Source organism: Phenylobacterium sp. GW821-FHT12F10, from assembly GCF_058806695.1.
In genome coordinates, this window is the sequence record NZ_JBXAPY010000001.1 from 133,594 (window position 1) to 158,070 (window position 24,477).

The 24,477-nt window shown below is 69.6% G+C and carries 24 protein-coding genes; 18 read left to right on the plus strand and 6 right to left on the minus strand.

From position 1 onward, the window contains the following. Positions 1-41: 41 nt before the first annotated feature. Positions 42-878, minus strand: a complete 837-nt coding sequence (locus tag AC1RN5_RS00705; protein ID WP_493039376.1) for a TauD/TfdA dioxygenase family protein — start codon at positions 876-878, stop codon at positions 42-44. Between the two features lie 70 nt (positions 879-948). Here AC1RN5_RS00705 and AC1RN5_RS00710 point away from each other — a divergent pair, with 70 nt between their 5' ends. Beyond that, the gene (locus AC1RN5_RS00710; RefSeq protein WP_493039377.1) at positions 949-1,620 is read left to right on the plus strand and encodes a Crp/Fnr family transcriptional regulator; all 672 of its coding nucleotides are present in this window, start codon (positions 949-951) and stop codon (positions 1,618-1,620) included. Here AC1RN5_RS00710 and AC1RN5_RS00715 read toward each other — a convergent pair. Continuing rightward, on the minus strand, positions 1,617-2,069 hold the full coding sequence (locus tag AC1RN5_RS00715) for a winged helix-turn-helix transcriptional regulator (RefSeq protein WP_493039378.1): 453 nt from the start codon (positions 2,067-2,069) through the stop codon (positions 1,617-1,619). The genes AC1RN5_RS00710 and AC1RN5_RS00715 overlap by 4 nt on opposite strands. A gap of 93 nt (positions 2,070-2,162) precedes the next feature. On the opposite strand from AC1RN5_RS00715, the gene AC1RN5_RS00720 reads away from it, so the two are divergent. The 3 genes from AC1RN5_RS00720 to AC1RN5_RS00730 are packed head-to-tail and all read left to right on the plus strand — an operon-like array spanning position 2,163 to position 5,225. Next, complete coding sequence (locus AC1RN5_RS00720) at positions 2,163-2,921, plus strand: SDR family NAD(P)-dependent oxidoreductase (protein WP_493039379.1); 759 nt, start codon at positions 2,163-2,165, stop codon at positions 2,919-2,921. Then, complete coding sequence (locus AC1RN5_RS00725; RefSeq protein WP_493039380.1) at positions 2,921-3,526, plus strand: 2-hydroxychromene-2-carboxylate isomerase; 606 nt, start codon at positions 2,921-2,923, stop codon at positions 3,524-3,526. Before AC1RN5_RS00720 ends, AC1RN5_RS00725 begins: the two co-directional genes overlap by 1 nt. A gap of 40 nt (positions 3,527-3,566) precedes the next feature. Then, entirely contained in the window at positions 3,567-5,225 is a 1,659-nt protein-coding gene (locus AC1RN5_RS00730; protein WP_493039381.1) for a M28 family metallopeptidase, read from the plus strand. A gap of 88 nt (positions 5,226-5,313) precedes the next feature. Here the strand turns inward: AC1RN5_RS00730 and AC1RN5_RS00735 are convergent, their stop codons facing one another. Together AC1RN5_RS00735 and AC1RN5_RS00740 are read right to left on the minus strand one after the other, a co-directional pair. Further along, positions 5,314-5,739 carry a hypothetical protein gene (locus AC1RN5_RS00735; protein WP_493039382.1) on the minus strand — a complete coding sequence of 142 codons (426 nt, stop codon included), beginning with the start codon at positions 5,737-5,739 and terminating at the stop codon, positions 5,314-5,316. Positions 5,740-5,901: 162 nt separating this feature from the next. Then, on the minus strand, positions 5,902-6,588 hold the full coding sequence (locus AC1RN5_RS00740; protein ID WP_493039383.1) for a hypothetical protein: 687 nt from the start codon (positions 6,586-6,588) through the stop codon (positions 5,902-5,904). 147 nt (positions 6,589-6,735) lie between these two features. Between AC1RN5_RS00740 and AC1RN5_RS00745 the strand changes: the two genes are divergently transcribed. From AC1RN5_RS00745 to AC1RN5_RS00805, 13 genes are all read left to right on the plus strand, one after another. Beyond that, positions 6,736-7,194 carry a DUF7832 domain-containing protein gene (locus tag AC1RN5_RS00745; protein WP_493039384.1) on the plus strand — a complete coding sequence of 153 codons (459 nt, stop codon included), beginning with the start codon at positions 6,736-6,738 and terminating at the stop codon, positions 7,192-7,194. Positions 7,195-7,311: 117 nt separating this feature from the next. Then, complete coding sequence (locus AC1RN5_RS00750) at positions 7,312-7,443, plus strand: hypothetical protein (RefSeq protein ID WP_493039385.1); 132 nt, start codon at positions 7,312-7,314, stop codon at positions 7,441-7,443. Positions 7,444-7,567: 124 nt separating this feature from the next. After that, positions 7,568-8,218, plus strand: coding sequence for a LemA family protein (locus AC1RN5_RS00755; RefSeq protein ID WP_493039386.1), 651 nt, complete (start codon positions 7,568-7,570; stop codon positions 8,216-8,218). Then, positions 8,215-9,012, plus strand: a complete 798-nt coding sequence (locus tag AC1RN5_RS00760; protein WP_493039387.1) for a TPM domain-containing protein — start codon at positions 8,215-8,217, stop codon at positions 9,010-9,012. The genes AC1RN5_RS00755 and AC1RN5_RS00760 overlap by 4 nt, the downstream gene beginning before the upstream one ends. Then, positions 9,012-9,704 carry a TPM domain-containing protein gene (locus tag AC1RN5_RS00765; protein WP_493039388.1) on the plus strand — a complete coding sequence of 231 codons (693 nt, stop codon included), beginning with the start codon at positions 9,012-9,014 and terminating at the stop codon, positions 9,702-9,704. Before AC1RN5_RS00760 ends, AC1RN5_RS00765 begins: the two co-directional genes overlap by 1 nt. A gap of 164 nt (positions 9,705-9,868) precedes the next feature. Further along, on the plus strand, positions 9,869-11,236 hold the full coding sequence (locus AC1RN5_RS00770; RefSeq protein WP_493039389.1) for a PAS domain-containing protein: 1,368 nt from the start codon (positions 9,869-9,871) through the stop codon (positions 11,234-11,236). Positions 11,237-11,255: 19 nt separating this feature from the next. Next, positions 11,256-12,572, plus strand: coding sequence for a CitMHS family transporter (locus tag AC1RN5_RS00775; RefSeq protein ID WP_493039390.1), 1,317 nt, complete (start codon positions 11,256-11,258; stop codon positions 12,570-12,572). A gap of 55 nt (positions 12,573-12,627) precedes the next feature. Then, a complete protein-coding gene (locus AC1RN5_RS00780) occupies positions 12,628-13,095 on the plus strand; it encodes a (2Fe-2S)-binding protein (RefSeq protein ID WP_421933083.1) in 468 nt (155 codons plus the stop codon). A 1-nt stretch (position 13,096) separates the two neighbouring features. Next, positions 13,097-15,286, plus strand: a complete 2,190-nt coding sequence (locus AC1RN5_RS00785; RefSeq protein WP_493039391.1) for a xanthine dehydrogenase family protein molybdopterin-binding subunit — start codon at positions 13,097-13,099, stop codon at positions 15,284-15,286. A 209-nt stretch (positions 15,287-15,495) separates the two neighbouring features. Beyond that, on the plus strand, positions 15,496-16,743 hold the full coding sequence (locus AC1RN5_RS00790; RefSeq protein WP_493039392.1) for a TetR/AcrR family transcriptional regulator: 1,248 nt from the start codon (positions 15,496-15,498) through the stop codon (positions 16,741-16,743). Between the two features lie 51 nt (positions 16,744-16,794). Beyond that, positions 16,795-20,157 (plus strand): carboxyl transferase domain-containing protein, encoded by a 3,363-nt coding sequence (locus tag AC1RN5_RS00795; RefSeq protein WP_493039393.1) that lies wholly within the window; start codon positions 16,795-16,797, stop codon positions 20,155-20,157. 71 nt (positions 20,158-20,228) lie between these two features. Then, the gene (locus AC1RN5_RS00800; RefSeq protein ID WP_493039394.1) at positions 20,229-20,804 is read left to right on the plus strand and encodes a hypothetical protein; all 576 of its coding nucleotides are present in this window, start codon (positions 20,229-20,231) and stop codon (positions 20,802-20,804) included. Positions 20,805-20,847: 43 nt separating this feature from the next. Continuing rightward, positions 20,848-21,339, plus strand: a complete 492-nt coding sequence (locus AC1RN5_RS00805) for a hypothetical protein (protein ID WP_493039395.1) — start codon at positions 20,848-20,850, stop codon at positions 21,337-21,339. A 21-nt stretch (positions 21,340-21,360) separates the two neighbouring features. On the opposite strand, the gene AC1RN5_RS00810 is transcribed toward AC1RN5_RS00805, so the two are convergent. Both AC1RN5_RS00810 and AC1RN5_RS00815 read right to left on the minus strand, forming a co-directional pair. Then, the gene (locus tag AC1RN5_RS00810) at positions 21,361-22,707 is read right to left on the minus strand and encodes a VWA domain-containing protein (RefSeq protein ID WP_421933077.1); all 1,347 of its coding nucleotides are present in this window, start codon (positions 22,705-22,707) and stop codon (positions 21,361-21,363) included. Positions 22,708-22,726: 19 nt separating this feature from the next. Beyond that, positions 22,727-23,641 (minus strand): AAA family ATPase, encoded by a 915-nt coding sequence (locus AC1RN5_RS00815; RefSeq protein ID WP_304697521.1) that lies wholly within the window; start codon positions 23,639-23,641, stop codon positions 22,727-22,729. Positions 23,642-23,847: 206 nt separating this feature from the next. Here AC1RN5_RS00815 and AC1RN5_RS00820 point away from each other — a divergent pair, with 206 nt between their 5' ends. Then, positions 23,848-24,477, plus strand: coding sequence for a cupredoxin domain-containing protein (locus AC1RN5_RS00820; protein WP_493039396.1), 630 nt, complete (start codon positions 23,848-23,850; stop codon positions 24,475-24,477).

Consider the following 24,477-nt stretch of genomic DNA (forward strand, 5'->3'; position numbering starts at 1 on the left):
GCGAGTATGACTATTGCATACCACGCCGAGCCGCTCGGCGCCTAGTTCAGCGGACCCCCGTCCAGGGTGATGCGGTGCATCAGGCGGTACTGGCCGGGATAGTCGTTCAGGGCCTGGTGCCAGGTGCAGCGGTTATCCCAGATGGCCATGGAGCCCTTGGCCCACTGGAAACGGTGGACGAACTGCGGCTTCACGGCGTGCTGGTAGAGGTAGCCCAGCAGGGCCATGCTCTCCTCGCGGGTCCAGCCGACGATGCCGGTGGTGAAGGCCGGATTGACGTAGAGCGCCTTCTTGCCGCTGCCCGGGTGGGTGATGACCATCGGATGGATCGCCTCGGGCACGTCCTTGTGGCCGGCGAGCTCGGCGCGGTCGGTCATGGCGTAGACGCTGCTCTCCCCGAAGACGTGCTCCGACGCGTGGTGCGCCTTCAGGGTGGCGAGCGTCGCCTTCAGGCCGTCGGAGAGGGCGTCGTAGGCGGCGTACATGTCGGCGAACAGGGTGTCGCCGCCGGTGGGCGGGGTCTCGATGGCCAGCAGCACCGAACCCATGGCGGGCGCGATGTCGTAGCTGTGGTCGGTGTGCCAGCCGCCGCCGATATTGGTGACCTGCTCCGGCGTCTTCTCGACCTTGGCGATCTCGGGATAGCGCTCGGTCTTGGGGAAGTAGCGGTTGACGACGATGGGGGCGAGGCGCCTGGCGAAGGCGATCTGCTGCTCGGGCGTCATCTGCTGGCCGTGGACGAAGGCCACGCCGCGGTCGAAGACGGTGGCGCGGATCAGGTCGATCTCGGCGTCGGTGGCCCGGTTCAAGTCGACACCCTGAACCAGGGCGCCGCAGCCTTCAGTCGGGCGGATCGAGAGGTCGAGGGTGGTGGTCATGGCGGGCTCCTGTTGAGGAGAGCCTAGGCCGGCGGCTTGGCGGAGTTTGTCACCAAGGTTACAATTTGGAATGAGCCCTCGCGAGCGCGCCGCCGAACTGCTGACCCGGGCCGTCTGGCTGCAGGGCCATGGGCCGGAGATGGTGGAGGCCCTGCTGACCCATGGCCGCATCGTCAACCTGCCGGCCGGGGCCTGGGCGCAGTCGGAAGGGGATGAGCAGACCGGCATCACCCTGGTGGTGGAGGGCGCCGTGCAGATGATGTGCGCCGCGCCGGGCGGGCGCGAGGTGCTGTTCGGCCAGGCCGGGCCCGGCGTGGCCCTGGGCCAGACCCTGAGGTTCGGCGGCGGCCCGCGCCTGGTGACCCTGATCTGCGTCGAGGAGAGCGTGCTGCTGGCGGTCCCCGACCATGCGCTGACCCGGATCGCGGCGGAGCGGCCGGAGGTCTGGCAGGCGGTGGCGGCCCTGGTCTATCTGCAGCTGCGCGGCGCCCTGATGATCGCCGCCGAGGCCGTGGCCCTGCCGCCGCGACAGCGGCTCGCCTCCCGGCTGGACATGATGGCGCGGACCGGCGGGCCGTCCCTGCGCATGAACCAGCAGGCTCTGGCCGAGATGCTGGGCCTCAGCCGCAAGACGGTGAACGGCCACCTGCTGGGCTTCCAGCGCGCGGGGCTGCTGCGCCTCGGCTACGGGCGGATCGAGGTGCGCGACACCGCGGGTTTGCGGCGGATCGCCGAGACCTAGGCCGCGCCGGGTCCGGGGCGCGTCTCCACCTCGCGGGCGGCGACCGGGGCGTGGCATTCCGAGCAGGTCATCACCGGATGGAAGTCGCAGCCGCAGGCCTTGTGGCGGTGGAGCAGGGGGGCGCCGGCTTCGCCCGCATAGTGGCGGTCGCCCCAGGTCACGATGGCCATGACCACCGGATAGAGGTCCAGCCCCTTCTCGGTGAGGCGATATTCGTGGCGCACGGGACGGTCCTGATAGGCGACCCGGGTCAGGACGCCCTCGTCCACCAGCAGCTTCAGGCGCTCGGTGATGATGGTGCGCGAGATGCCCAGGCGCGCCTGGAAGGCCTCGAACCGCCGCACGCCGAGGAAGCAGTCGCGCAGGATCATCAGGGTCCAGCGGTCGCCGATCACCGCCACCGAGCGGGCGAGGGAGCAGGGCTGGTCGGCGAGGTCTTCCCACTTCACGGGCAGCTGTCCTTGTGTGCGCCGCGACTATCCCATTGACTGGGTCCAGATTCAATACGATGGTTCGTCCAGAAACTGAACTTAGGTGAGGTCATGACCCGCGAACCCCAGCAAACGGCGCCGAAAGTCTGCCTGGTGATCGGGGCGGGAGATGGGGTCGGCGGCGCTATCGCCAAGGCCTTCGCGGCCGAAGGGATGACCGTCTGCGTCACCCGCCGGGCCCGCAATCTCGAACAGCTCGAGGCCCTGGCCGAAGACATCCGCAAGGCCGGCGGCAAGGCCCACGCCTTTGGGGTCGACGCCCGCGACGAGGCCGAGATGGTCGCCCTGGTGGACCGCGTCGAGGCCGAGGTCGGGGCGCTGGAGGTGGTGGTCTTCAACATCGGCGCGAACGTCAGCTTCGGTATCGTCGAGACCACCACCCGGGTCTTCACCAAGGTCTGGGAAATGGCCTGCTTCTCAGGCTTCCTCACCGTGCGGGAGGCCGCCCGGGTGATGACGCCCCGCGGCCGCGGCACGATCCTGGTCACCGGGGCCACGGCCTCGATGCGCGGCGGCAAGGGATTCTCAGCCTTCGCCTCGGCCAAGGCCGCCCTGCGCGCGGTGGCCCAGAGCGCGGCCCGTGAGCTGGGCCCGCTCGGCGTCCACGTCGCCCACATCGTGGTGGACGGCGCCATCGACGGGACCTTCACCCGCGCCAACAACACCCCCGAACAGGTGCAGGCCAAGCTGGCCGGCGACGAGATCCTGAAGCCCGAAGACATCGCGGCCAATTACGTCTGGCTGCACAATCAGAAACGCTCGGCCTGGACCCATGAACTGGATCTGCGCCCCTGGAAGGAGACCTGGTGATGGCCAAGACGATCGACTTCATCTTCGATTTCGGCAGCCCCAACGGCTACCTGGCCTGGAAGGTCCTGCCCGGCATCGCCGCCCGGCACGGCGCCACGGTCAACCTGATCCCCTGCCTGCTGGGGGGCATCTTCAAGGCCACCGGCAACCAGTCGCCGGTGACCGCCTTCGGCGGGGTGAAGGGCAAGCTGGAATACGAGGCCCTGGAGACAAGGCGCTATGTCGCCGCCCACGGCCTGACCGCCTATCGCTCCAACCCCCACTTCCCGGTCAACACCCTGCTGATCATGCGCGGCCTGGTGGCGGCGCGGCGGATGGGCGTGGGGGACGCCTATCTGGAGGCCGTGGTGTCGGCCATGTGGGAGCAGGGGCTGAAGATGGACGATCCCGAGGTGGTGGCCGGCGTGCTCGCCAAGGCCGGCCTCGACGCCAAGGCGATCCTGGAGGCCACCCAGGACCCGGCGGTGAAGGCCGAGCTGGTCGCCAACACCGAGGCCGCCGTGGCCCGCGGGGTCTTCGGGGTGCCGACCTTCTTCGTCGACGGCGAGATGTTCTTCGGCAAGGACCGGCTGGGCGCGGTGGAGGCGGAGCTTTCGCGGGGCTGACAGGGGCCTTAGGGTCGCCGCCAGTTCGCTGGAGTCGCCCATGAAGACCGCCGCCCTCACCCTCGCCGCCGTCCTGACGGGGACCGCCGCCCAGGCGCAGTCCTCCGGCCCCATCGATCCGGCCCGGCTGTCGGAGATCGTGAAGGTGATGGCGTCGGATGAGTTCGAGGGCCGCGCGCCGGGCTCGCCCGGCGAGCAGAAGACGGTCGACTACCTGATCGGCCAGTTCAAGGCCCTGAGGCTGGAGCCGGCCGGCGACAACGGCGGCTGGACCCAGGACGTCAAGCTGCAGCGGTTGCAGGTGCAGCCCGACGCCCGGCTCCGGATGTCGGTGGCCGGCAAGCCCATGCCCCTGGTCCAGGCCCAGCAGATCAATGTCGCCACCCTGCGGCCGGTGGACCGGGTGAAGATCGTCAACGCCCCGATGGTCTTCGTCGGCTACGGGGTGAAGGCCCCCGAACGCGGCTGGGACGACTTCAAGGGCTACGACCTGAAGGGCAAGGTGGCGGTCTTCCTGATCAACGACCCCGACTTCGAGGCGAAACCCGGCGAGCCGGTGGCCGGCAAGTTCGGCGGCCAGGCGGCCGCCTACTACGCCCGCTGGACCTACAAGTACGAGGAGGCGGTGCGCCAGGGCGCCATCGCCGCCCTGATCGTCCACGAGACCCCCGGCGCCGGCTATGGCTGGTCGACGGTGGCGGCCTCCAACGGCGAGAGCTTCGACATCGTCCGGCCGAACCCGGCCAAGGACAAGCTGCTGCTGCAGGGCTGGATCCAGCGCGACCTGGCGGTGGATGTGTTCAAGCAGGCCGGGCTCGACTTCGAGGCCCTGAAGACCCGCGCCCGCAGCCCCGGCTTTCGGCCCGTGCCGCTGACCGGCGCCACCTTCTCGGCCGACTACGGCGTCAGCCACAGCCAGGTGACCAGCCACAACGTCCTGGCCAAGCTGACCGGCGCCGGCAAGCCCCAGGAGAGCGTGATGTTCTCGGCCCACTGGGACGCCTTCGGTCTCGGCGCCCCGGTGGAGGGCGACAAGGTGCGTCACGGGGCGGCCGACGACGCCATCGGGGTGGCCGGCGTGCTGGAGATCGCGCGCGCCTTCGCCGCGGGCCCGCGCCCGGCCCGCACCACCCTGTTCGCCGCCTGGACGGCGGAGGAACGCGGCCTGCTGGGCTCGGAATATTATGGCGTCCACCCCACCACCCCCCTGGACCGGATGGCGGCCAACTTCACCATGGACGTGCTGCAGACCGCCGGACCGTCCAAGGACGTGGTGCTGGTGGGCTATGGCCAGAGCCAGCTCGACGACCGGCTGATCGCCGCGGCGAAGGCGCAAGGGCGCACCGTGACGCCGGACGCCCATCCGGAGCGCGGCCTGTTCTTCCGCGCCGACCATTTCAGCCTGGCCAAGCATGGCGTGCCGGTGATGCTGATGATGGGCCTGGGCGGCGGGCCGGACCTGGTCTCGGGCGGCCGCGAGGCCGGCGACAAGTGGGTCAGCGACTACACCGCCCACTGCTACCACCAGCCCTGCGACGCCTGGAGCCCCGACTGGGACCTGCGCGGCGCGGCCCAGGACGTCGAGTTGCTCTATGTGATGGGCAAGGCCATCGCCTCCGATCCCAAGGACTGGCCGGACTGGAAGGCCGGGTCGGAGTTCAAGGCGATCCGCGAGCGGACGGCGGGGGTGAGGCGATAGCCGTTTTCGAGCGCTGCGCGGTCGACGAGCCTATTGGCGAAGAGTTGGGTCCGCTTCGCGAGCGGACACTGACGGCCGCATTCGACCCCTAGCAGACGTTCGCCGCCCGCCGAATAAGCCGCCACTCGGTCGCCATGCACTCGAAGGTCTGATCGCGCAGGTAAAAAAGGAAGTGGCGCCGTTCGGGCTGAGACGCGTTGATCTGCTGCCAATCGTTTGGAGCGTCCCGAACAGAGTCCTCGCCGACGATTTCGTAGAACTCGCCCCAAGCCGGCGCTACGCCGCTGTAGCGGCAGTTCCCCCGATGCCAGCCTTCGTCGTTCGTCGCTCCTAGCCGCCATTTTTCGCATTCTGAAAATACGAGTTCGGCTCGCTCACCCTCGACAGCTTCAAATTCCCACGGGTTTAGGATGAAGCTCAGGCGCAGGTCTGCCCCAGTTACCTCTACCCGCTCGCAGGGGTCATTCGGTTCGGCATTCCAATTATGGTTTAGGCGAATGAAGTCTGAGGGCATTGGTGGACCGTGCCCCAAGCACATTCCGCTTTCCACCATCTCTGACCTCGACGGGGTCCGGTTTCCGGCGATCTCAGGAATGTCTGCTTGCGGCCGCCTGGTTCGAGACCGCTCGCGACCCTTCTCTGACTTTGGGAATGTCCGTTGCTGGGGCTGTGTCGTTCAACGTGCCATAAGGAAGACGAGGCCGAACACTGTGAAGGTTCCAGCGAGGGCCAGGACGAAAACCGTCCGCGTTACAATGCGCAGCCGCAGAAATGCTTCGTCGCGCGTCGCCGGCTTAGACCACCAAATGACGCCCAGTACCGCCAGGGGATCGCCTAGGGTGGCGGTCGCACCCAGGCAGAGCGAATTCCAGCGAGCGCTGAGACGCCAGGCCAGCACTAGGTAAGTGACGTTTCCCAAGAGCGCAGCGGCAAACACAATACCGAAGGTTGGGGTCATGCTCGAGGCAGGGAGGTTTGGCGCTGCGCCAATAGACTCTGGTCGGGTATCAACGGACGGTCCCGTCGCCTGCCCAAGCAACCAATCAAGCGATAGCGGCTGCAAAGCAACGCCGGTGATGAGGGCAAGCGCGAGAAGCCCCCAAGCGCCGTATGCCACGAAGAGCAGGAGCTTGAATTGCTTTACACGTTTCGTGAGTTCTGGGTCGTTCAGACTGAGATCGCGACGCTGCCACGCAAACTTGGTTATGGCGTTGCTGGAAGAACCAAAGAATGATTTGCTCAAGAGGCCCTGCAATACGTCAGGATGGCGAGCTGACAGGGCTCGTTTGACTCGGTCCAGGAAGAAAAACTGCGCGACGCCGCACGCGAAAAATATCGAGAACGGGATCAAGGCAACCGGCAATCGCGCCCCCCAAATAAGTCCATGGCGAACTCATAGCGCATGAGATTGTGAGTGTCCGATTTCGGCATGCACCACAGTGACCGCAGACCACCCTTATGCGACCTTGGGAAGGTCTGCTGACGAGCGCAGAGTCACGGGGGCGGGCACGTGAAATACGACGACGCATCATGGCACTATGGCGGCGACTTCCCCTCCCACCTGCCGAACGAGGCCGGAGCAACACACATCGCGATGTTCGTCGCGTGGTGCGCGCTGAACGGAATGGCAGGCGACCTACACACTGCCGATGACGATGACCTTCTGGCCAAGCTGAAGGCCCGCACCATCACACCGACACAGTGGTTCATCGCCGCTTGTGACGAGAAATTCACGGACGAGGACCTGAACGACGAAGGCAATGCGTTCGCTCGTGCGTACTACGGCGCTGCAGGCGAACCGGCATCTGATCCCAACGACTACCTCGCCGACTACGAAAAGGAATTTCCGGAAGCCACAAGCCTCTATGATGTCCCTGACACTTGGGGCAGCTACGATCGCATGGCCCCCAGGATCGCGCGGCGGCTGAAGAGGCGTTCCAAGCCACAATGGCTGAGGCGCTGGTTCTAGCGTCCGCTAACCACCCATCGCTGACGCTCGGCGCGTCGGCTTTCAAGCGCCTATCAGGGCGGGCGCCTACACCGCCAGCCCTGCGACGCCTGGAGCCCCGACTGGGACCTGCGCGGCGTGGCCCAGGACGTCGAGTTGCTCTATGTGATGGGCAAGGCCCTCGCCTCCGATCCCAAGGATTGGCCGGCCTGGAGGCCGGGGTCGGAATTCAAGGCGATCCGCGACAAGACGGCGAGCCCGCGGAAATAGACCGCCCTTGCCCCGCTGAGCTTTCCAAAGCTTAATCCCGCCACCGTTGCGCGTGATCAAGGTCGAGGCCACATAGGCCGCCAGTCATGCTCGTTTCTGACGCTGCTCTCAAGGAGCCACACACTTGTCCACGCTTCGCAATCGCCTCGCGCGCGCCGCCCTCCTGGTGCTCGCGCCCGTCCTGATCGTTGGCTGCGGGATCAACAACATCCCCACCAAGGAAGAGCGCGCCAAGGCCCAATGGGCCGAGGTCCAGAACCAGTATCAACGCCGCGCCGACCTGATCCCCAACCTGGTGGAGACGGTGAAGGGCTACGCCGCCCAGGAGAAGAGCGTCCTGACCGCGGTGACCGAGGCGCGCGCCTCGGCGACCCAGGTCAAGGTCGACGCCTCGACCCTGACCAACCCGGCCCAGTTCCAGCAATATGCCGCCGCCCAGGACAAGCTGTCGGGGGTGCTCGGCCGGCTGATGATGATCCAGGAGAACTACCCGGACCTGAAGTCCAACCAGAACTTCCTGGCCCTGCAGAGCCAGTTGGAAGGCACCGAGAACCGGATCGCCGTGGCGCGCCGCGACTACAACGAGGCGGTCCGCGACTACAATCTGGAGTTCCGCAAGTTCCCCAACAGCTTCTGGGCCTCCACCGTCCATAGCGGCTCCAAGCCGATGGTGATGTTCCAGGCCAACGCCGCGGCCCAGGCCACGCCCAGCGTCAGCTTCTCGCCGACGACGGCGCCCGCGGTCTCCACCCTCCCGGCCGCGCCGGCCCAATGACCCAGCGCAAGGGACCGCGCGGCCTTCTGGTCCTCGCGGTCCTCAGCCTCTTTGTGATGGCGGGCGCGGCGCTGGCCGCGCCCAAGTTCCCCCCGCTCACCGGACGGGTGGTGGACAATGCCGGCCTGTTGTCGCCCGACGCCGAGCAGAGGCTGACCACCGAGCTCGCCGACCTGGAGGCCAAGACCGGCCGCCAGATGGTGGTGGCGACCCTGCCCGACCTGCAGGGCTATGAGATCGAGGACTACGGCTACCAGCTCGGCCGCGCCTGGGGCATCGGCGACAAGACCCGCAACGATGGGGTCCTGCTGCTGGTGGCGCCCAACGCCAAGAAGGTGCGGATCGAGGTCGGCTACGGCCTCGAGGGCATCCTCACCGACGCCCTGTCGAGCCTGATCATCCAGGACAAGATCCTGCCGGCCTTCCGGTCAGGCAAGATGGAGGAGGGAGTGGTCAGCGGCGCCGAGGCGGTGATCGGCCAGCTCTCCCTGCCAGACGATCAGGCCAAGGCCATCGCCGCGGCGACCCCCGCGCCCGAGCCTGAGTCGGAGTCCAGCCTGCCCGGCGTGATCATCTTCATGGTGGTGATCATCTTCTGGGTGCTCAGCAGCATCCTGCGGGCCGGCCGTCGCGGTCGCGGTCGCGGTCGTGGCGGCGGCAGCGGCTTCTGGTGGATCTTGCCCCTGCTGCTCTCCGGGGGCGGCGGCGGCGGTCGCGACGGCGGCGGCGGTGGCGGCGGCTTCAGCGGCGGCGGCGGATCGTTCGGCGGCGGCGGCTCTTCAGGAGGATGGTGATGCTTTCAGAGGCCGACCGCACACGCATCGAGGCCGCGGTGACCCGCGCCGAGCTGCGCACCAAGGGCGAGATCTACACCGTGGTGGCCCGGGAATCCTCGGACTATCGCGAGGTGCCGGTGGCCTGGGCCGCCATCGCCGCCCTGGCCGCCCCGGCGGTCCTGCTGGCCGGCGGCATCCAGGTGACGGCGCCGGACATCCTCACCGGCTGGACCGCCGCCCAGATCGGGGCTGTGGCCGAACAGGCCGTCCGCGGCGCCCTGATGGGGGCCATCCTGCTGCAGGGCGCGCTCTTCGTCCTGGTGGCGATCGTCGTGGGGATGATCAAGCCCCTGCGCCGGCTGTTGACCCCCAAGGGGCTGAAGCGCGAGCGGGTGCGACGCCGGGCCCAGGAGCAGTTCCTGGCCAAGAATCTCGCCGGCACCCGGGAGCGCACCGGGGTGCTGATCTATGTCTCCGCCGTGGAGCGCATGGCCGAACTGATCGCCGACGAGGGCGTCGCCGCCAAGGTCGACCCCAAGGTCTGGGATCAGGCCATGGCCGCCCTGACCGACGGCATCCGCGCCAAGAAGCCCGCCGAGGGCTTCGAGGCGGCCATCGCCCTGTGCGGTGACATCCTGGCGCAGCACTTCCCCGCCGCCCCCGGCGACAATCCCAACGAGCTGTCTGATTCGGTGGTCCTGCTGCCCTGATCGACGTCGCGACGCGCCTTCCGCGGCAGGTTTGACCTGCAACTGAAGCGGGAAACGCCTCTTTTGCTCGCTCGCCAGGGATGCGTCGTTATTCGCAGTTGTGGGGCAAGCTCCACCAGACCAGAGTGCCCGCCGCTCAATTCCGGGCGCTCGGGAGCCGTCTCGTGGGAAAGCCGCCGTCCGAAGCGCGCGATCCGACCTTTCGCGCCCTGGCGCCCGCCATGGCGCTGGGCATGGTCTACCAGATGGAGGCCTCGCCCGATGCGGCCGAGCGCCGCTTCGTCTACGTCTCCGAGAACTGCCTGGCCCTCAATGGCGTCACCGCCGAGGCGGTGATGGCCGACCCCACGGTCTTCTTCCGGCTGGTGGCGCCCGAGCACCGGGAGCGCGCCGCCCTGGCGACCCGCCAGGCGATCATGGCCCGCACGCCCCTGGACATCGAGCTGGCCTTCAACCGTCCGGACGGCGAGGTCCGTTGGCATCGCCTGACCTCGGCGCCCCGGTCGGAGCAGGGCGGCTGGACCCTGTGGGACGGCATCCAGATCGACATCACGCCGCGCAAGCGGGCCGAACTGGAGCTGGAGGAGCAACGCCGGCGGCTGGAAGTGGCGGTGGACGCCACCGGCCTGGGCTTCTGGGACTACGACATCCGCACGCGGAAGATCACCTGGTCGGGACACACCAAGGCCCTGTTCGGCCTGCCGTCCGACGCCGAGGTCTCCCTCGAGAGCTTCATCGCCGCCATCCACCCGGAGGACCGGCCCCTTCTGAGCGCGGCCTTCGTCGAGGCGCGGGACCTGAAGGGGGGCGATTTCGCCCTCGACCACCGGATCGTGCTGCCGGACGGCGCCATCCGCTGGCTGTCCTCCTCCGGCCGCATCATGGTGGACGACGGCGGCCCCAAGGTCGTTGTGGGAACCTCCCTCGACATCACCGAGCGCCAGGCCGCCGAGGCGCGTCAGCGTCTGGTGATGGGGGAGCTGGCGCACCGGGGCAAGAACGGCCTGGCCATGGTGATGGCCATCGTCAGCCAGACCGGCCGCAGCGCCTCCACCGTGGCCGAATACCAGCAACTGCTCACCGCGCGGCTGGAGGCCATGGCCCGCTCCCAGGACCTGATGACCGGGACCGGCGGACGGCCCCCGGACCTGCTGTCCCTGCTGACCGAAGCCCTGCGCCCCTTCGACGGCGCGCGGATCCGGCTGGACCCGGACCTCGGGGCGGTGATGCTCAACCCCGACCTGGCCCTGGCGCTCGCCCTGCTGCTGCACGAGCTGGCCACCAACGCCACCAAGTACGGCGCCCTGTCGGTGGCGGCGGGACAGATCGAGGTCAGCTGGGTCGCGTCCGAGCCCGGGCGCTCGGCCTTCCTCTGGCGCGAGCGCGGCGGGCCCCCGGTCAGCAAGCCCAGCCGCATCGGCTTCGGCAGCCGCCTGCTGCAGGCGGCCCTTCGCCCCCAGGGCGGGCGCATCGATAGCGCCTTTGAGCCGGAGGGATTCTCGGCGAGGCTGGAGTTCCCGGCGCAGACCTAGCGGGCGGGTGGGAGACCGCATGCTGACCCTGCTCGCCTTCGCCATGGTGGCGACCTTCATGACCCTGATCATGACCGGCCGGGTCTCCGCCCTGGTGGCCCTGATCCTGACGCCGGTCGTCTTCGGCCTGCTGGCGGGGCATGGCGCCGACCTCGGCCCCATGATGCTGGAGGGGGTCAAGGCGCTCGCCCCCACCGGGGTGATGCTGGCCTTCGCCATCCTGTTCTTCGGCCTGATGACCGATGCGGGCCTGTTCGACCCCCTGGTGGCGCTGATCGTGCGGGTGGTCCACGGCGATCCGGTGCGGATCGTGGTGGGCTCGGCGGTCCTGGCCCTGCTGGTCTCCATGGATGGCGACGGCTCCACCACCTACCTGATCTGCTGCACGGCGATGATTCCGCTCTACCGGCGGATGGGGCTCAATCCGCTGATCCTGGCCTGCCTGCTGATGCTGGCCTGCGGGGTCACCAACATCACCCCCTGGGGCGGGCCCACCGCGCGGGCGGCCAGCGCCCTGCACCTCGACGCCGGCGACGTCTTCGTGCCGATGATCCCGGCCATGCTGGCGGGCGCGGCCTTCATCCTGCTGACGGCCTATGTCCTGGGACGTGGGGAGAAGCGCCGGCTGGCGGCCCTGTCGTCGGACGGGACGGTGCGCGATCCGGGGGACGCCGACCTCACCGAGGATCTGGTGCGGACCAACGACCTCACCGAGCGGCCCAAGCTGATCCTGGCCAATCTCGCCCTGACCCTGACCCTGCTGGCGGGGCTGGTGTTGGGGGTCCTGCCCCTGCCGGTGCTGTTCATGATCGCCACCGCCGTCGCCCTGGTGCTGAACTATCCGTCGCTCGCGGCGCAGAAGGCGCGGATCGCGGCCCACGCCCCCAACATCCTGCCGGTGATCAGCCTGATCTTCGCCGCCGGCGTCTTCACCGGCATCCTCAATGGCACGGGGATGACCGACGCCATGGCCGGCAGCGTCACCGGCCTGATCCCGCCGGCGCTCGGTCCCCACATGGCGCCGGTCACGGCCCTGCTGGCCATGCCCTTCACCTTCTTCATCTCCAACGACGCCTTCTATTTCGGCATCCTGCCGATCCTGTCCCAGGCCGCGGCGGCCCACGGGATCGCCCCGGTGGAGATGGCGCGCGCCTCGCTCACCGGCCAGGCGGTGCACCTGCTCTCGCCCCTGGTGCCCTCGACCTATCTGCTGGTGGGGCTCGTGCGGGTGGAGCTGGCGCAGCACCAGAGGTTCACCCTGGCCTGGGCCGTGGCGCTCTCCCTGGTGCTGCTGGGGGCGGGAATTCTCTCCGGCGCCATTCCTCTGGCTGGCTAAGGTCCGAGCCGCCCGCTAGGATTTCCCCAACGACAGAATGGGGAGAGGGCGCGTCATGGCCTACAGGATCAACGTCAACGGCAAGGCCCGGAGCGTCGATGTCGAGGAGGGCACGCCCCTGCTCTGGGCCCTGCGCGACGGGCTGGGGATCCTGGGGCCGAAGTTCGGCTGCGGGATCGGCCAGTGCGGCGCCTGCACGGTGCACATCGACGGCCAGCCGGTGCGCGCCTGCTCCTTCCCCATCGAGAACGTCGGCGCCGCCAAGGTGGTGACCATCGAGGGGATCGGGGCCACCCCCAACGGCAAGAAGGTGCAGGCCGCCTGGATGGAGCTGGACGTGGCCCAGTGCGGCTACTGCCAGCCGGGCCAGATCATGTCGGCCACCGCCCTGCTGAACGCCACGCCCAAGCCCGCCGACGCCGACATCGACTCAGCGATGAGCGGCAACATCTGCCGCTGCGCCACCTACAGCCGCATCCGGGCGGCGATCAAACAGGCCTCCGGCCAGAAGGTGGAGGCGTAAGATGGCCGACGGTTTCACCGACGGCGCCTCGCGCCGCGACCTGCTCAAGACCGGCGCCCTGGCCGGCGGGCTGATCCTGTCCTTCAGCGTGGCGGCCAAGGCCGGCGCGGCCGAGGCCGGCGTCGCCAAGCTCAACGCCTATGTCAGCCTGACCCCGGACAACAAGGTCACCATCGTCTCCAAGAACCCGGAGATCGGCCAGGGGATCAAGACCTCCCTGCCCATGATCATCGCCGAGGAGTTCGACGTCGACTGGAGTTCGGTGACGACGAAACAGGCCGACGGCGATCCGGCCACCTACGGCCGCCAGTTCGCCGGCGGCAGCATGGCCACCCCCCTGCACTGGGACGAGCTGCGCCGGGTGGGCGCCGCGGGCCGGGCCATGATCGTGGCCGCCGCCGCCCAGACCTGGGGCGTTCCGGCCGCCGAGTGCACCACGCTCTCGGGCGTGGTCCATCACAAGGCCTCGGGCAAGAAGGCCACCTACGGGTCCCTCGCCGCCAAGGCCGCGACCCTGCCGGCGCCGGACCTCAAGACCGTCGCCCTGAAGGACCCCAAGGACTACCGCATCCTGGGCAAGTTCATGCCGCAGGTGGATTCCGAGGCCCTGGTCACCGGCAAGCCGCTGTTCGGGATCGATGTGGTGGTCCCGGGCATGCTCTACGCCACCTTCGAGAAGGCCCCGGTGTTCGGCGCCAAGGTGGCCAGCGCCGACCTCGCCGCCGCCAAGGGGGTGAAGGGCGTGCGCCAGGCCTTCGTGGTGGACGGCGGGACCGACCTCTCGGGCCTGCTGCCCGGCGTGGTGGTGGTGGCCGACAGCTGGTGGCAGGCGCGCAAGGGCCGCGAGAAGCTGAATATCCAGTGGGCGGACCATCCGACTTCGCAGCAGTCGACGGCGGCCTTCGACGCCCAGGCCCTGGCGCTCTCCAAGGGTCCGCCCCTGCGCACCGAGCGCAACGACGGCGACGCCGCCGCTGGGCTGAAGGCCGCGGCCAAGACGGTGGAGGCGGCCTACGCCTATCCCTTCCTGGCCCACGCCGCCCTGGAGCCGATGAACTGCACGGCCCACTACAAGGACGGCAAGCTGGAGATCTGGGCGCCGACCCAGAACCCCGAGGCCGGCCGCCAGCTGGTGGCCAAGACCCTCGGGATCGCGCCCGCCGACATCACCCTGCACATGACCCGGTGCGGCGGCGGCTTCGGCCGCCGCCTGGCCAACGACTACATGGTCGAGGCCGCCTGGATCGCCAAGCAGGCGGGCGCGCCGGTCAAGCTGCTGTGGACGCGGGAGGATGACCTGCGCCACGACTTCTACCGTCCGGCCGGCTATCACTTCCTCTCCGGCGGGGTGGACGCCTCGGGCGCCGTCACGGCCTGGCGTGACCACTTCGTCAGCCTCGGCGCCGACGGCAAGTTCGCCTCCAGCGCCGGCATGTCGGCGGCCGAGTTCCCGGCCCGCTTCGTGCCCAACTTCCGCTACGACCTGTCCCTGATCCCTTCGGGCGTGCCCACCGGACCCCTCCGGGCGCCGGGCAGCAATGCGCTCGCCTTCGTCATGCAGTCCTTCATCGACGAGCTGGCCCACGCGGCGGGCGCCGACCCGGTGGCCTTCCGCCTGAAGCTGCTGGGGGACGGCGCCATGATGGGGACCCCCGGCCGCGATGGCTACGCCGCCGACCGCATGCGTGGCGTGGTCAAGCTCGCCGCCGAGAAGTCCGGCTGGGGCAAGACCAAGCTGCCGGCGGGGACCGGCATGGGAGTGGCCTTCCACTTCAGCCACATGGGCTATTTCGCCGAGGTGGTGCAGGCCAGCGTCGCCGCCGACGGCGCGGTGAAGGTGGACAAGGTCTGGGTCGCCGCCGACGTCGGCCGGCAGATCGTCAATCCGGCCGGGGCCATCAACCAGGTGCAGGGCTCGGTGCTCGACGGCCTGTCGGCGGCGCTCGGCCAGAAGATCACCATCGAGGGCGGGGCCGCGGCCCAAAGCAACTTCGGCGACTATCCGCTGCTGCGAATGGCCGACGCGCCGCCGGTGGAGGTGCACTTCCTGATCACCGACAATCCGCCCACCGGGCTGGGCGAGCCCGCCCTGCCGCCGGCGCCGCCCGCGCTCTGCAACGCGATCTTCGCGGCGACCGGCAAGCGGATCCGCAGTCTGCCGATCGACACCGAGGCCCTGAAGCGCGCCTGAGGCACGGTTTCAGCGTCCGGGCGGCTTTCGCCCGGACGCGGGTCCGGGCTAGAGCCTGTCCGTTTCAGATGGCTCATCTGAAACGGATAAGCAGGCTCGCTCTTTCATATTTAGAGCGTGACGGGCGCCTGAACCGGTAGCCACTTCAGGCTGTCACGCTCTAAGGTGATTTCAGAAGATGCGGTACGACCGCGCGAAGTGATGGGCGGATGAGTCAGGGCGTCGAACTGCAGGAGAAGGTGACTCGAGGCCCCACCCGGCGCTTCGAGCAGCGCAAGAGCGCCATCGTCAGCTCGGCGGTCGAGGTGCTGAACCGCAAGGGCGTGCGCGGCATGACCCTGGGGGAGGTGGCCGCCCGGCTGAACCTGGTCCCCACCGGGGTCATCTACTATTTCCGCAACAAGGAGGACCTGGCCGCGGCCTGCTTCCTCCAGGGGATCGCCCGGTTCAACGCGCTGCTGGCGGCGGGCCGGGCGGGGGCCGACGTGCGGGCCCGCCTGACCCTCTTCCTGGACGCCTATTTCGACTATCGCCGCCGGGCGGCCCTGGGCGAGGCCGAGCCCATCGCGGTGTTCAACGATGTCCGCGCCCTGAAGTCCGAGCCGGTCAACGCCGCCTATGTCGACATGTTCCGGCGCGCCCGGGGCCTGCTGTCAGGGCCGGAGACGGCGGGCCTGACCCGGCTGGCGCTCAACGCGCGCACCCACATGCTGGTCTCGGAGATCTTCTGGACCGTGGCCTGGCTGCACCGCCACGACCCGGAGGACTATGGCCGCGTCTCCCAGCGCATCCTCTCCATCGCCGCCGACGGCCTGGCCGCGCCGGGCGCCGCCTGGAACCCGCGGCCCCTGCCGGACCTGATCCCCGAGCCGCCGCCGGGCGGGGAGATCTCCAGCGAGCTCTTCCTGCGGGCGGCCACCGAGCTGATCAACGAGGAGGGCTATCTGGGCGCCTCGGTGGAGAAGATCTCCGCCCGGCTGAACGTCACCAAGGGCGCCTTCTACCATCACAACGAGACCAAGGACGAACTGGTGGCCGCCTGCTTCGAGCGCACCATCGAGGTGATGCGCCGCGCCATCCGCCAGGCCGAGGCGGTCTCCGCCACCGGCCTGCAGACCCTGGCCACCGTGTCCGCCGCCCTGGTGGCCTATCAGATGTCGGGCAACGCCCCCCTGCTGCGCACCTCGGCCCTCACCTCGGCGCCGGAGTCGATCCAACCGCAGCTGGTGGCCAAGTTCGACCGCATCTCCGACCGCTTCGCCTCGCTGATCAGCGACGGCATCGCCGACGGCTCGGTGCGGGCCGTCGACACCAATATCGGGGCCCAGATGATCACCGCCATGATCAATGCGGCCGCCGACCTGCACCACTGGACGCCGGGGGCCAGTCCGGAGATGGCGGTGAACCTCTATGTCCGGCCCTTCTTCGAGGGCCTGCTGTCACCCCCCGTCTCCTGAGGCGCCGGGACCAAACAATGAGACGGCCGCAGGCGGCCGCGAAGGGTAGGGATGTCCGTGAAGAAGCTGCTGATCGCCAACCGCGGCGAGATCGCCGTGCGCATCGCCCGCACCGCCGCCGAGATGGGACTCCCCACGCTCGCGATCTACGCCCAGGACGACGCGGCCTCCCTCCACACCCGCAAGGCCGACGAGGCCGTGGCCCTGAAGGGCTCGGGACCGGCGGCCTACCTGGATGGGACGCAGATCCTGGAGGTGGCCAAGGCGGCGGGGGCCGACGCCATCCACCCCGGCTACGGCTTCCTCAGTGAGAACGCCGCCTTCGCCCGGGCCTGCGCGGCGGCCGGCGTCACCTTCGTCGGTCCGAGCCCCGAGACCCTGGAGCTGTTCGGCGACAAGGGGCAGGCCCGGGCCCTGGCCGCCCGCTGCGACGTGCCGATCCTGCCGGGCACGGAGGGAACCACGACCCTGGATCAGGCAAAGGCCTTCCTGGCGGGGCTGGGCGCCGGCGGGGCGGTGATGGTCAAGGCGGTGTCCGGCGGCGGCGGCCGCGGCATGCGGCCCGCTCGCTCGGCGGAGGAGCTGGAGCAGGCCTTCGAGCGCTGCGCCTCCGAGGCCCTGGCGGCCTTCGGCGACGGCGCCCTCTATGTCGAGCAGTTCCTGCCGCGCGCCCGGCACATCGAGGTGCAGATCCTCGGCGACGGCGCCACCGTCTCCCACCTGTGGGACCGCGAGTGCAGCCTGCAACGCCAGCGGCAGAAGGTGGTGGAGATCGCCCCGGCCGACACCCTGCCCCTGGAGATCCGCGAGCAGCTGTTCGAGGCCGCCGTCACCCTGGGCCGCGCCGCCCACTATCGCAGCCTGGGCACGGTGGAGTTCCTGGTGGAGGCGGGCGATCACCCGCGCCTGGTGTTCATCGAGGCCAATCCGCGCCTGCAGGTGGAGCATACGGTCACCGAGGAGGTGCTGGGGCTCGATCTCGTCCGCCTGCAGATCGAGGTGGCGCTCGGCAGGTCCCTGGCCGACCTGAACCTCACCCAGACCCAGGTCCCGAGCCCGCGCGGGGTCGCCGTCCAGGCCCGCGTCAACCTGGAGACCATGGGCGCCGATGGCTCGGCCCGGCCCGCCGGCGGGGTGCTGTCGGCCTTCGAGCCGCCCTCGGGGCCAGGCGTACGGGTCGACGGCTTCGGCTATGCGGGCTATCGCACCAGCGCCCGCTACGACTCCCTGCTGGCCAAGCTGATCGTCCATGCCAGCGCCGGCGGCCTGCCGACCGCCGTGGCCAAGGCCCATCGCGCCCTGTCGGAATTCAAGATCGCCGGGGCCCCCACCAATATCGGCTTCCTGCAGAGCCTGCTGGCCCACCCGGCGGTGGCGAAGGGCGAGGTCCACACCCGTTTCATCGAGGAGACGATGGGCGCGCTCGCCGCCACGGCCGAGGCCCCGAAGCTCTATTTCGAGACGGCGGCCTCAGGCGCGGGCGCCGCCAAGCGGGCCGGCGTGCAGATCGACGCGACCGATCCCCTGGCGGTCCTGGCGCTCGGCAAGGAAGAGCGGGTCGCCGCCCCAGAGCCCGACGTCGAGGCCGAGGGACCGGAGGGGACCAAGCCCCTGCGCGCGCCGCTGCAGGGCACGGTGATCGCGCTGTCGGTGACGGTGGGCGACGCCGTGCGGGTGGGCCAGCCCCTGTTCATCATGGAGGCCATGAAGATGGAGCACGTGGTGGCCGCCAGCTTCTCCGGCCTGGTCCGCGAGATCACCGTGGCGCAGGGCGACACCGTCTTCGAGGATCACCCCCTGGCCTTCCTGGAGGAGGCCGAGGTGGAGGGCGACGCCGGCGAGGCCGAGGAGGTCATCGACCTGGATTACATCCGCCCCGACCTGGCCGAGGTTCTGGAGCGCCACCGCCTGACCCTGGACGAGGCCCGGCCCGAGGCTGTGGCCCGGCGGCGCAAGACCAAGCAGCGGACCACGCGGGAGAACGTCGAGGATCTCTGCGACCCCGGCACCTTCACCGAGTACGGCGCGCTCACCATCGCCGCGCGGCGCAAGCGCAACACCCTGGAGGAGCTGATCGCCACGACGCCCGCCGACGGCATGGTCATGGGCCTGGGCCAGGTGAACGGCGACCGGTTTTCCGAGGACAGGGCCCGGGTGGCGGTCATGGCCTATGACTACACGGTGCTGGCCGGCACCCAGGGGGCGCACAACCACGAGAAGCTCGACCGCATGAGCGAGCTCGCCCTGCGCTGGCGGGTTCCGACGGTGTTCTTCACCGAGGGCGGCGGCGGGCGGCCGGGCGACACCGAGGGCGGCGGCTTCACCCGGGGCTTCGAGTTCTGGGGCCGGCTGTCGGGGGCGGTGCCCCTGGTGGGGATCAATTCCGGCCGCTGCTTCGCCGGCAACGCCGCCATCCTCGGCTGCTGCGACGTGATCATCGCCACCAAGGACTCCGCGCTGGGCATGGGCGGTCCGGCCATGGTGGAGGGGGGCGGGCTCGGCGTCTTCCGGCCCGAGGAGATCGGACCGCTGAAGGTCATGCAGGCCAACGGCACCATCGACGTGCTGGCGGAAGACGAGGCCGACGCCGTGCGCCTGGCCAAGCAGTACATCTCCTACTTCCAGGGCCCGACAGCCGACTGGACCTGCGCCGACCAGCGGCTGCTGCGCCGGGCGATCCCGGAGAACCGGCTGCGGGTCTATGACGTGCGCAAGGTGATCGAGCTGATCGCCGACGCGGGCTCGGTGCTGGAGCTTAGGCCCAAGTTCGGCCTGGCCATGATCACCGCCTTCATCCGCATCGAGGGACGCCCGGTCGGCGTGTTCGCCAACAACCCCCACCACATCGGCGGCGCCATCGACTCCGACGCCTCGGACAAGGCCGCCCGCTTCATGCAGCTGTGCGAGGCCTTCGACATTCCCCTGCTGTCCCTGTCGGACACGCCGGGCAACATGGTGGGGCCGGAGGCGGAGAAGACCGGCCTGATCCGCCACTGCTCGCGGCTGTTTGTGATCGGGGCGAACCTGACGGTGCCGATCTTCTCGGTGATCCTGCGCAAGAGCTATGGCCTGGGCGCCATCGCCATGACCGGCGGCAGCTATCAGGCGGCCATGTTCTGCGTCGCCTGGCCCACCGGCGAGTTCGGCGGCATGGGGCTGGAGGGTTCGGTGAAGCTGGGCTACCGCAACGAGCTGGCGGCCATCGCCGATCCGGTGGAGCGGAAGAAGAGCTTCGACGAGCGCGTCGCCCGCGCCTACGCGGCCGGCAAGGCCCTGGCCCGTGGGGCGGGGACCGACCTGGACGACGTCATCGATCCCGCCGACACCCGCCGCTGGGTGCTGGCCGGGCTGAAATCCCTGCCGCCGGCTCCGCCGCGCACCGAAAAGAAGCTGCGCTGGATCGATTCCTGGTGAGACGGCCTCCAGCTTGACCGCGCGGGCTGGTCGAATGACTGTGCGGGCAGGCCGGAAGAGGGGGCTGACGCATGTTTCGATCCATCGCCGCGCTCCTGAGCGTCGCCCTGCTGCTGGGGGGCCAGACCGCCGCGGCCCAGTCGTCCAAGCCACCCGCCGTGGTCGCCGCCGGGCCCGCGCCGAACGTGCCCTGGTGCCCGCCAGGCCAGACCAAGGACCCCGCCGGCAAGTGCGTGGCGCCGGTGGCCGGCAAGGCCGCGCCGGCCGAGACGCCCACGGTCTACCAGACGGTCAATGGCGTGCGCACGCCTGTCGCGGGACCCGGCGCCGCGCCGCCGGCGGCCGCCAGACCTGCCGCCGCCAAGCCGGTCGCGGCCGGGCCGATCCCCGCCGCGAAACCCGCCGCGACGCCGACGAGCGTCTACGCCAAGCCGCCCGTGGCGGCCAAGCCGACCCCGGCCGCGCCGGTCCCCATCGCGGTGGGCGAACCCAATGGCGACTGCACCCGGCGCGCCCCCAACCTGATCCATGACAGCCGCTCGCCGGGCGGCTGCGCCCCCTGTCCGCGGGGCCGGATTCCCAACAGCGCCCGCCAGGCCTGCGTCATCCCGCTCCCCAGTCCCTATCGGCGGCCTTCCGGCGGATGAGCCGCCGGGCTAGGTTGCGTCCCTCTCCGGCCCGAGGCGCGTCATGCGGACCCTGCTGATCTCCACCCTGCTGGCCCTGGCCGCGACCCCGGTCCTGGCCCAGTCCTATGAGCACGCCATCTCCCAGTCGCCGGCCTACGATGACCGCGACCCCGGCTATGGCGACCGCCGCGGTCCCCCGGACGACGGCTATCCGCGGGACGATCGCGCCCCGCCCGACCAAGCCGACCGCGACCAGGACCAGGGCGCCTACGGCCAATACGACCGGCCGCCGCCGCCGCGCCGCCGCCACCGGTCCGCAGCCGCGCCGGTCAGCCGCTACGCGGGCTTCGGCAATCCCGTCCATTATGACGACGGCATGATCCGCACGGGCCGCGACTATCCGGCGGGCACGGTGGGCCTGGCCTATGGCCCGCAGGCCCGGCCGCAGGTCTGCACCGTCCGCCGCAGCTATTACGACGCTGACCAGGGCCGCTACCGGGTCGTCCGCCGTCGCGTGCCCTGCGCGGGGCAGGGGCGCTACGAGGAGGAGTAGCCGCGGAGCCCCGCCCTTGGCTCAGTGCGGCACGTAGGTCCGCAGCACGTCCTCGATGATCCGCTCGAGCTGGGCCAGCGTGTTGCAGGGCTTGGCCACGTGGCAGAACCGCTCGTAGCGGTGCATCACGCTGTCGCCCTGGCCCCAGTAGCTCTCGGGCTCGGGGTTCAGCCAGATCATCGCCCGGCAGCGCTTCTGGATCGTGGCGAACAGGTCCAGCCGCGGGTCGGCGTAGTTCGAGCGCGCGTCGCCCAGGAAGATCACCGTGGTGTGGCGGTCGATCTGGTCCAGGTGCTGGTCGCAGAAATCCTCCAGGCTCTTGCCGTAGTCGGTCTGCTGGAAGCCGATCTTCTTGAGCACCTCGAGGATGGCGGTCTCGACCTTGTTGTCGTCCAGCAGGTCGTTGACGCTGATCATCCGGCCGGAGAAGGCGAAGGCCTCCATGCGGTCCACCACCTCGTTGAGGCTGTAGAGGAAGGTCAGCAGGAACTGGGCGGCGGCGGCGACGGACTTGGAGACGTCGCAGATGGCCACGATGTTCGGCTTCTCCACCTTCTGGGTCTTCCAGACGATCTCGAAGGGCAGGCCGCCATAGGCCATGGAGCGGCGCAGGGTGCGGCGGACGTCCAGGTGCCCGCGGCGGGCGCGGTTGCGGCGGCGCGAATAGCGGTCGGCCAGCCGCTTGGCCATCTTCTTCACCAGGGCCTGCATCATGGCCAGGTCGGCGGGGTCGATGCCGCCCTCGGCGTTCAGCGCCTTGCGGGCCAGCAGCTCCTCGCGGAGGTTCTTGCCGCTCTCGGCGGCGTAGAGTTCGTGCTGGCGGTCCACATAGCGCTGGGCCTCTTCCGTCAGCGCCTTCTTGCCGGCCTCCAGCCGCCCCACCAGGGCCTGGCTGCGGGCGTCCTCCAGCTTCTTGGCCGCGGCGATGATCTGCTCGATCTCCGCCAGGCCCATTTCCTCCAGCATCTTCCGCGTCAGGCGGCTGCGCTGGGTGGAGAGCCGGATGGACGAGACCTGGGCCCGCTCGGCGGCGGCCTCCATGGCCTGGGCCAAGGCCGAGACATCGCCGTTGAGCAGCATCTGGGCCAGCTCGGACCCCGCGACCTCCGGCGGCAGGTCCTCGGGCTCGCCGTCCGCCCCCTGGGGGGGCGGCTCCATCTGGAAGGTCTCGCGGGCGAAGAAGGTCTCGAAGGTCTCGTCGAAGCGGTCGACCTCGTCGGCGGTCTTGGCCAGGGTCGCGCAGAGCGCGTCCTTGAACAGCTCGCGGTCGGCGAAGCCCACCATGGCCACCGTCAGGTGGGCGTCGATCGCCTCCACCGGCGAGACCTTGACGTCCGCGGCCCGCAGGGCCCGGAGGAAGTCTTCCATCGCGCCTTGCATGGCGGCCTCAGACCAGGGGCCGGCGGATCAGCTCGACGATCTGCGGCTCCACGGCGGCGATGTCCTGCTCGAACTTGAGCAGCACGTTGAGGCTGTCGCGCACCACCTCGCCGTCCAGGCTCTCGGCGTTGAGCAGGATGAGCGCGCGGGCCCAGTCCACGGTCTCGGAGATGGAGGGCGACTTGCGCAGGTCGAGGGTGCGCAGGGATTGCACGAAGGCCACCAGCTCGTGGGTCAGCTTGGCCTCGATGCCGGGGACGCGGCTGGCGACGATCTTCCGCTCCAGGGCCGCGTCGGGCAGGGGGATGTGCAGGTGCAGGCAGCGGCGCTTCAGGGCGTCGCCCAGGTCGCGCACATTGTTGGAGGTCAGGAAGACGATGGGCGGGGTCTTGGCCTTGAGCACGCCCAGCTCGGGGATCGAGACCTGGTAGGCCGAGAGCACCTCCAGCAGGAAGGCCTCGAAGGCCTCGTCGGACTTGTCGATCTCGTCGATCAGCAGGACGCAGCCGTCGTCCTCCTGCAGCGCCTTCATCAGGGGGCGCGGCTCCAGGAAGGGTTCGGAGAAGAACAGGTCGCCCATGCCGTGCAGGCGGTCCATGGCCGCGTCCATGTCGACGGCGTCGGCCAGCTGCGCGCCCATGCGGTCCTTGAGGATCTGGGTGTAGAGCAGCTGCTTGCCGTACTTCCACTCGTACAGGGCCTTGGACTCGTCCAGGCCCTCGTAGCACTGCATGCGGATCAGGGGCAGGCCGAGGAGGGCGGCGGTGGACAGCGCCAGCTCGGTCTTGCCGACCCCGGCCGAGCCTTCCACCAGGATGGGCTTCTGCAGGTGAACGGCCATGTAGAGGGCGGTGGCGATGCGCCGCGAGGCGATGTAGCCGACGCCGGCCAGGCCTTCGATCAGGGCGTCCACCGAGGACATGGGACTGCTCGCCGCGGCCGAAATCGCCGCCGTAGCCGTAATCGTCAAAGTCGTAGCTTTCAAAAATTGGCGCAAAGCACGCCGGAGAGAAGGTCAATGGGCCCACTGTGCCAAGGGCCGAGCCCCTTGTGCAAGCCTTCGCGTCGTCGCGGGCGAGCGCGGCGGCGCTTTACCAGAGGTTCACACCAGAATGGGTAAGGTTACCCATGCGCCTCCCCCCGGCTCTCTTCCTCGGGCTCCTGGTGGCGGGCCCGGCCTGGGCCGGCGACCTGGCGGTCAACCTCAAGACGCCGTCCGGCAAGCCGGTGGCGGACGCCGTGGTCGTGGTCGCGGCCCCGGCGGCGACGGCCAAGGCCCCGATCCGCTTTCCCTGGCCCTATCGCATGGCCCAGAAGGACATGAGCTTCCAGCCCTTCGTCCTGGTGGTCCCGGCCGGCGCCGAGGTGGCGTTCCCGAACTTCGATCCGGTGCTGCACCACGTCTATTCCTTCTCGCCGGCCAAGCCCTTCGAGCTGAAGCTCTACGGCCGCGACCAGACCCGGGTGGTGAGGTTCGACCGCGTCGGGATCATCGCGGTGGGCTGCAACATCCACGACGACATGACCGGCTATGTGCGGGTGGTGGACACCCCCTTCGCGGCCAAGACCAACGCCGCGGGGGAGGCCGTCATTGCGGGCCTGCCCGCCGGCCCGGTGACCTACAGCGTCTGGCATCCCTATCTGAAGGCCGTCCGCAACGAGGTGGCCCGCACCGCGGTGATCCCCGCCGCCGGCGCCCTGCGCCAGGCCGTGGTCGTCGATCTGCGGGCGCCCCCCATGAAGCACGGGGGCTATTGA

Coding starts and splice junctions, on each gene's coding strand:
- AC1RN5_RS00705 (WP_493039376.1), bottom strand. CDS start 878: ATGACCACCACCCTCGACCTCTCGATCCGCCCGACTGAAGGCTGCGGC.
- AC1RN5_RS00710 (WP_493039377.1), top strand. CDS start 949: ATGAGCCCTCGCGAGCGCGCCGCCGAACTGCTGACCCGGGCCGTCTGG.
- AC1RN5_RS00720 (WP_493039379.1), top strand. CDS start 2,163: ATGACCCGCGAACCCCAGCAAACGGCGCCGAAAGTCTGCCTGGTGATC.
- AC1RN5_RS00725 (WP_493039380.1), top strand. CDS start 2,921: ATGGCCAAGACGATCGACTTCATCTTCGATTTCGGCAGCCCCAACGGC.
- AC1RN5_RS00730 (WP_493039381.1), top strand. CDS start 3,567: ATGAAGACCGCCGCCCTCACCCTCGCCGCCGTCCTGACGGGGACCGCC.
- AC1RN5_RS00735 (WP_493039382.1), bottom strand. CDS start 5,739: ATGCCCTCAGACTTCATTCGCCTAAACCATAATTGGAATGCCGAACCG.
- AC1RN5_RS00760 (WP_493039387.1), top strand. CDS start 8,215: ATGACCCAGCGCAAGGGACCGCGCGGCCTTCTGGTCCTCGCGGTCCTC.
- AC1RN5_RS00765 (WP_493039388.1), top strand. CDS start 9,012: ATGCTTTCAGAGGCCGACCGCACACGCATCGAGGCCGCGGTGACCCGC.
- AC1RN5_RS00775 (WP_493039390.1), top strand. CDS start 11,256: ATGCTGACCCTGCTCGCCTTCGCCATGGTGGCGACCTTCATGACCCTG.
- AC1RN5_RS00780 (WP_421933083.1), top strand. CDS start 12,628: ATGGCCTACAGGATCAACGTCAACGGCAAGGCCCGGAGCGTCGATGTC.
- AC1RN5_RS00785 (WP_493039391.1), top strand. CDS start 13,097: ATGGCCGACGGTTTCACCGACGGCGCCTCGCGCCGCGACCTGCTCAAG.
- AC1RN5_RS00790 (WP_493039392.1), top strand. CDS start 15,496: ATGAGTCAGGGCGTCGAACTGCAGGAGAAGGTGACTCGAGGCCCCACC.
- AC1RN5_RS00795 (WP_493039393.1), top strand. CDS start 16,795: ATGTCCGTGAAGAAGCTGCTGATCGCCAACCGCGGCGAGATCGCCGTG.
- AC1RN5_RS00800 (WP_493039394.1), top strand. CDS start 20,229: ATGTTTCGATCCATCGCCGCGCTCCTGAGCGTCGCCCTGCTGCTGGGG.
- AC1RN5_RS00805 (WP_493039395.1), top strand. CDS start 20,848: ATGCGGACCCTGCTGATCTCCACCCTGCTGGCCCTGGCCGCGACCCCG.
- AC1RN5_RS00810 (WP_421933077.1), bottom strand. CDS start 22,707: ATGGAAGACTTCCTCCGGGCCCTGCGGGCCGCGGACGTCAAGGTCTCG.
- AC1RN5_RS00815 (WP_304697521.1), bottom strand. CDS start 23,641: ATGTCCTCGGTGGACGCCCTGATCGAAGGCCTGGCCGGCGTCGGCTAC.
- AC1RN5_RS00820 (WP_493039396.1), top strand. CDS start 23,848: ATGCGCCTCCCCCCGGCTCTCTTCCTCGGGCTCCTGGTGGCGGGCCCG.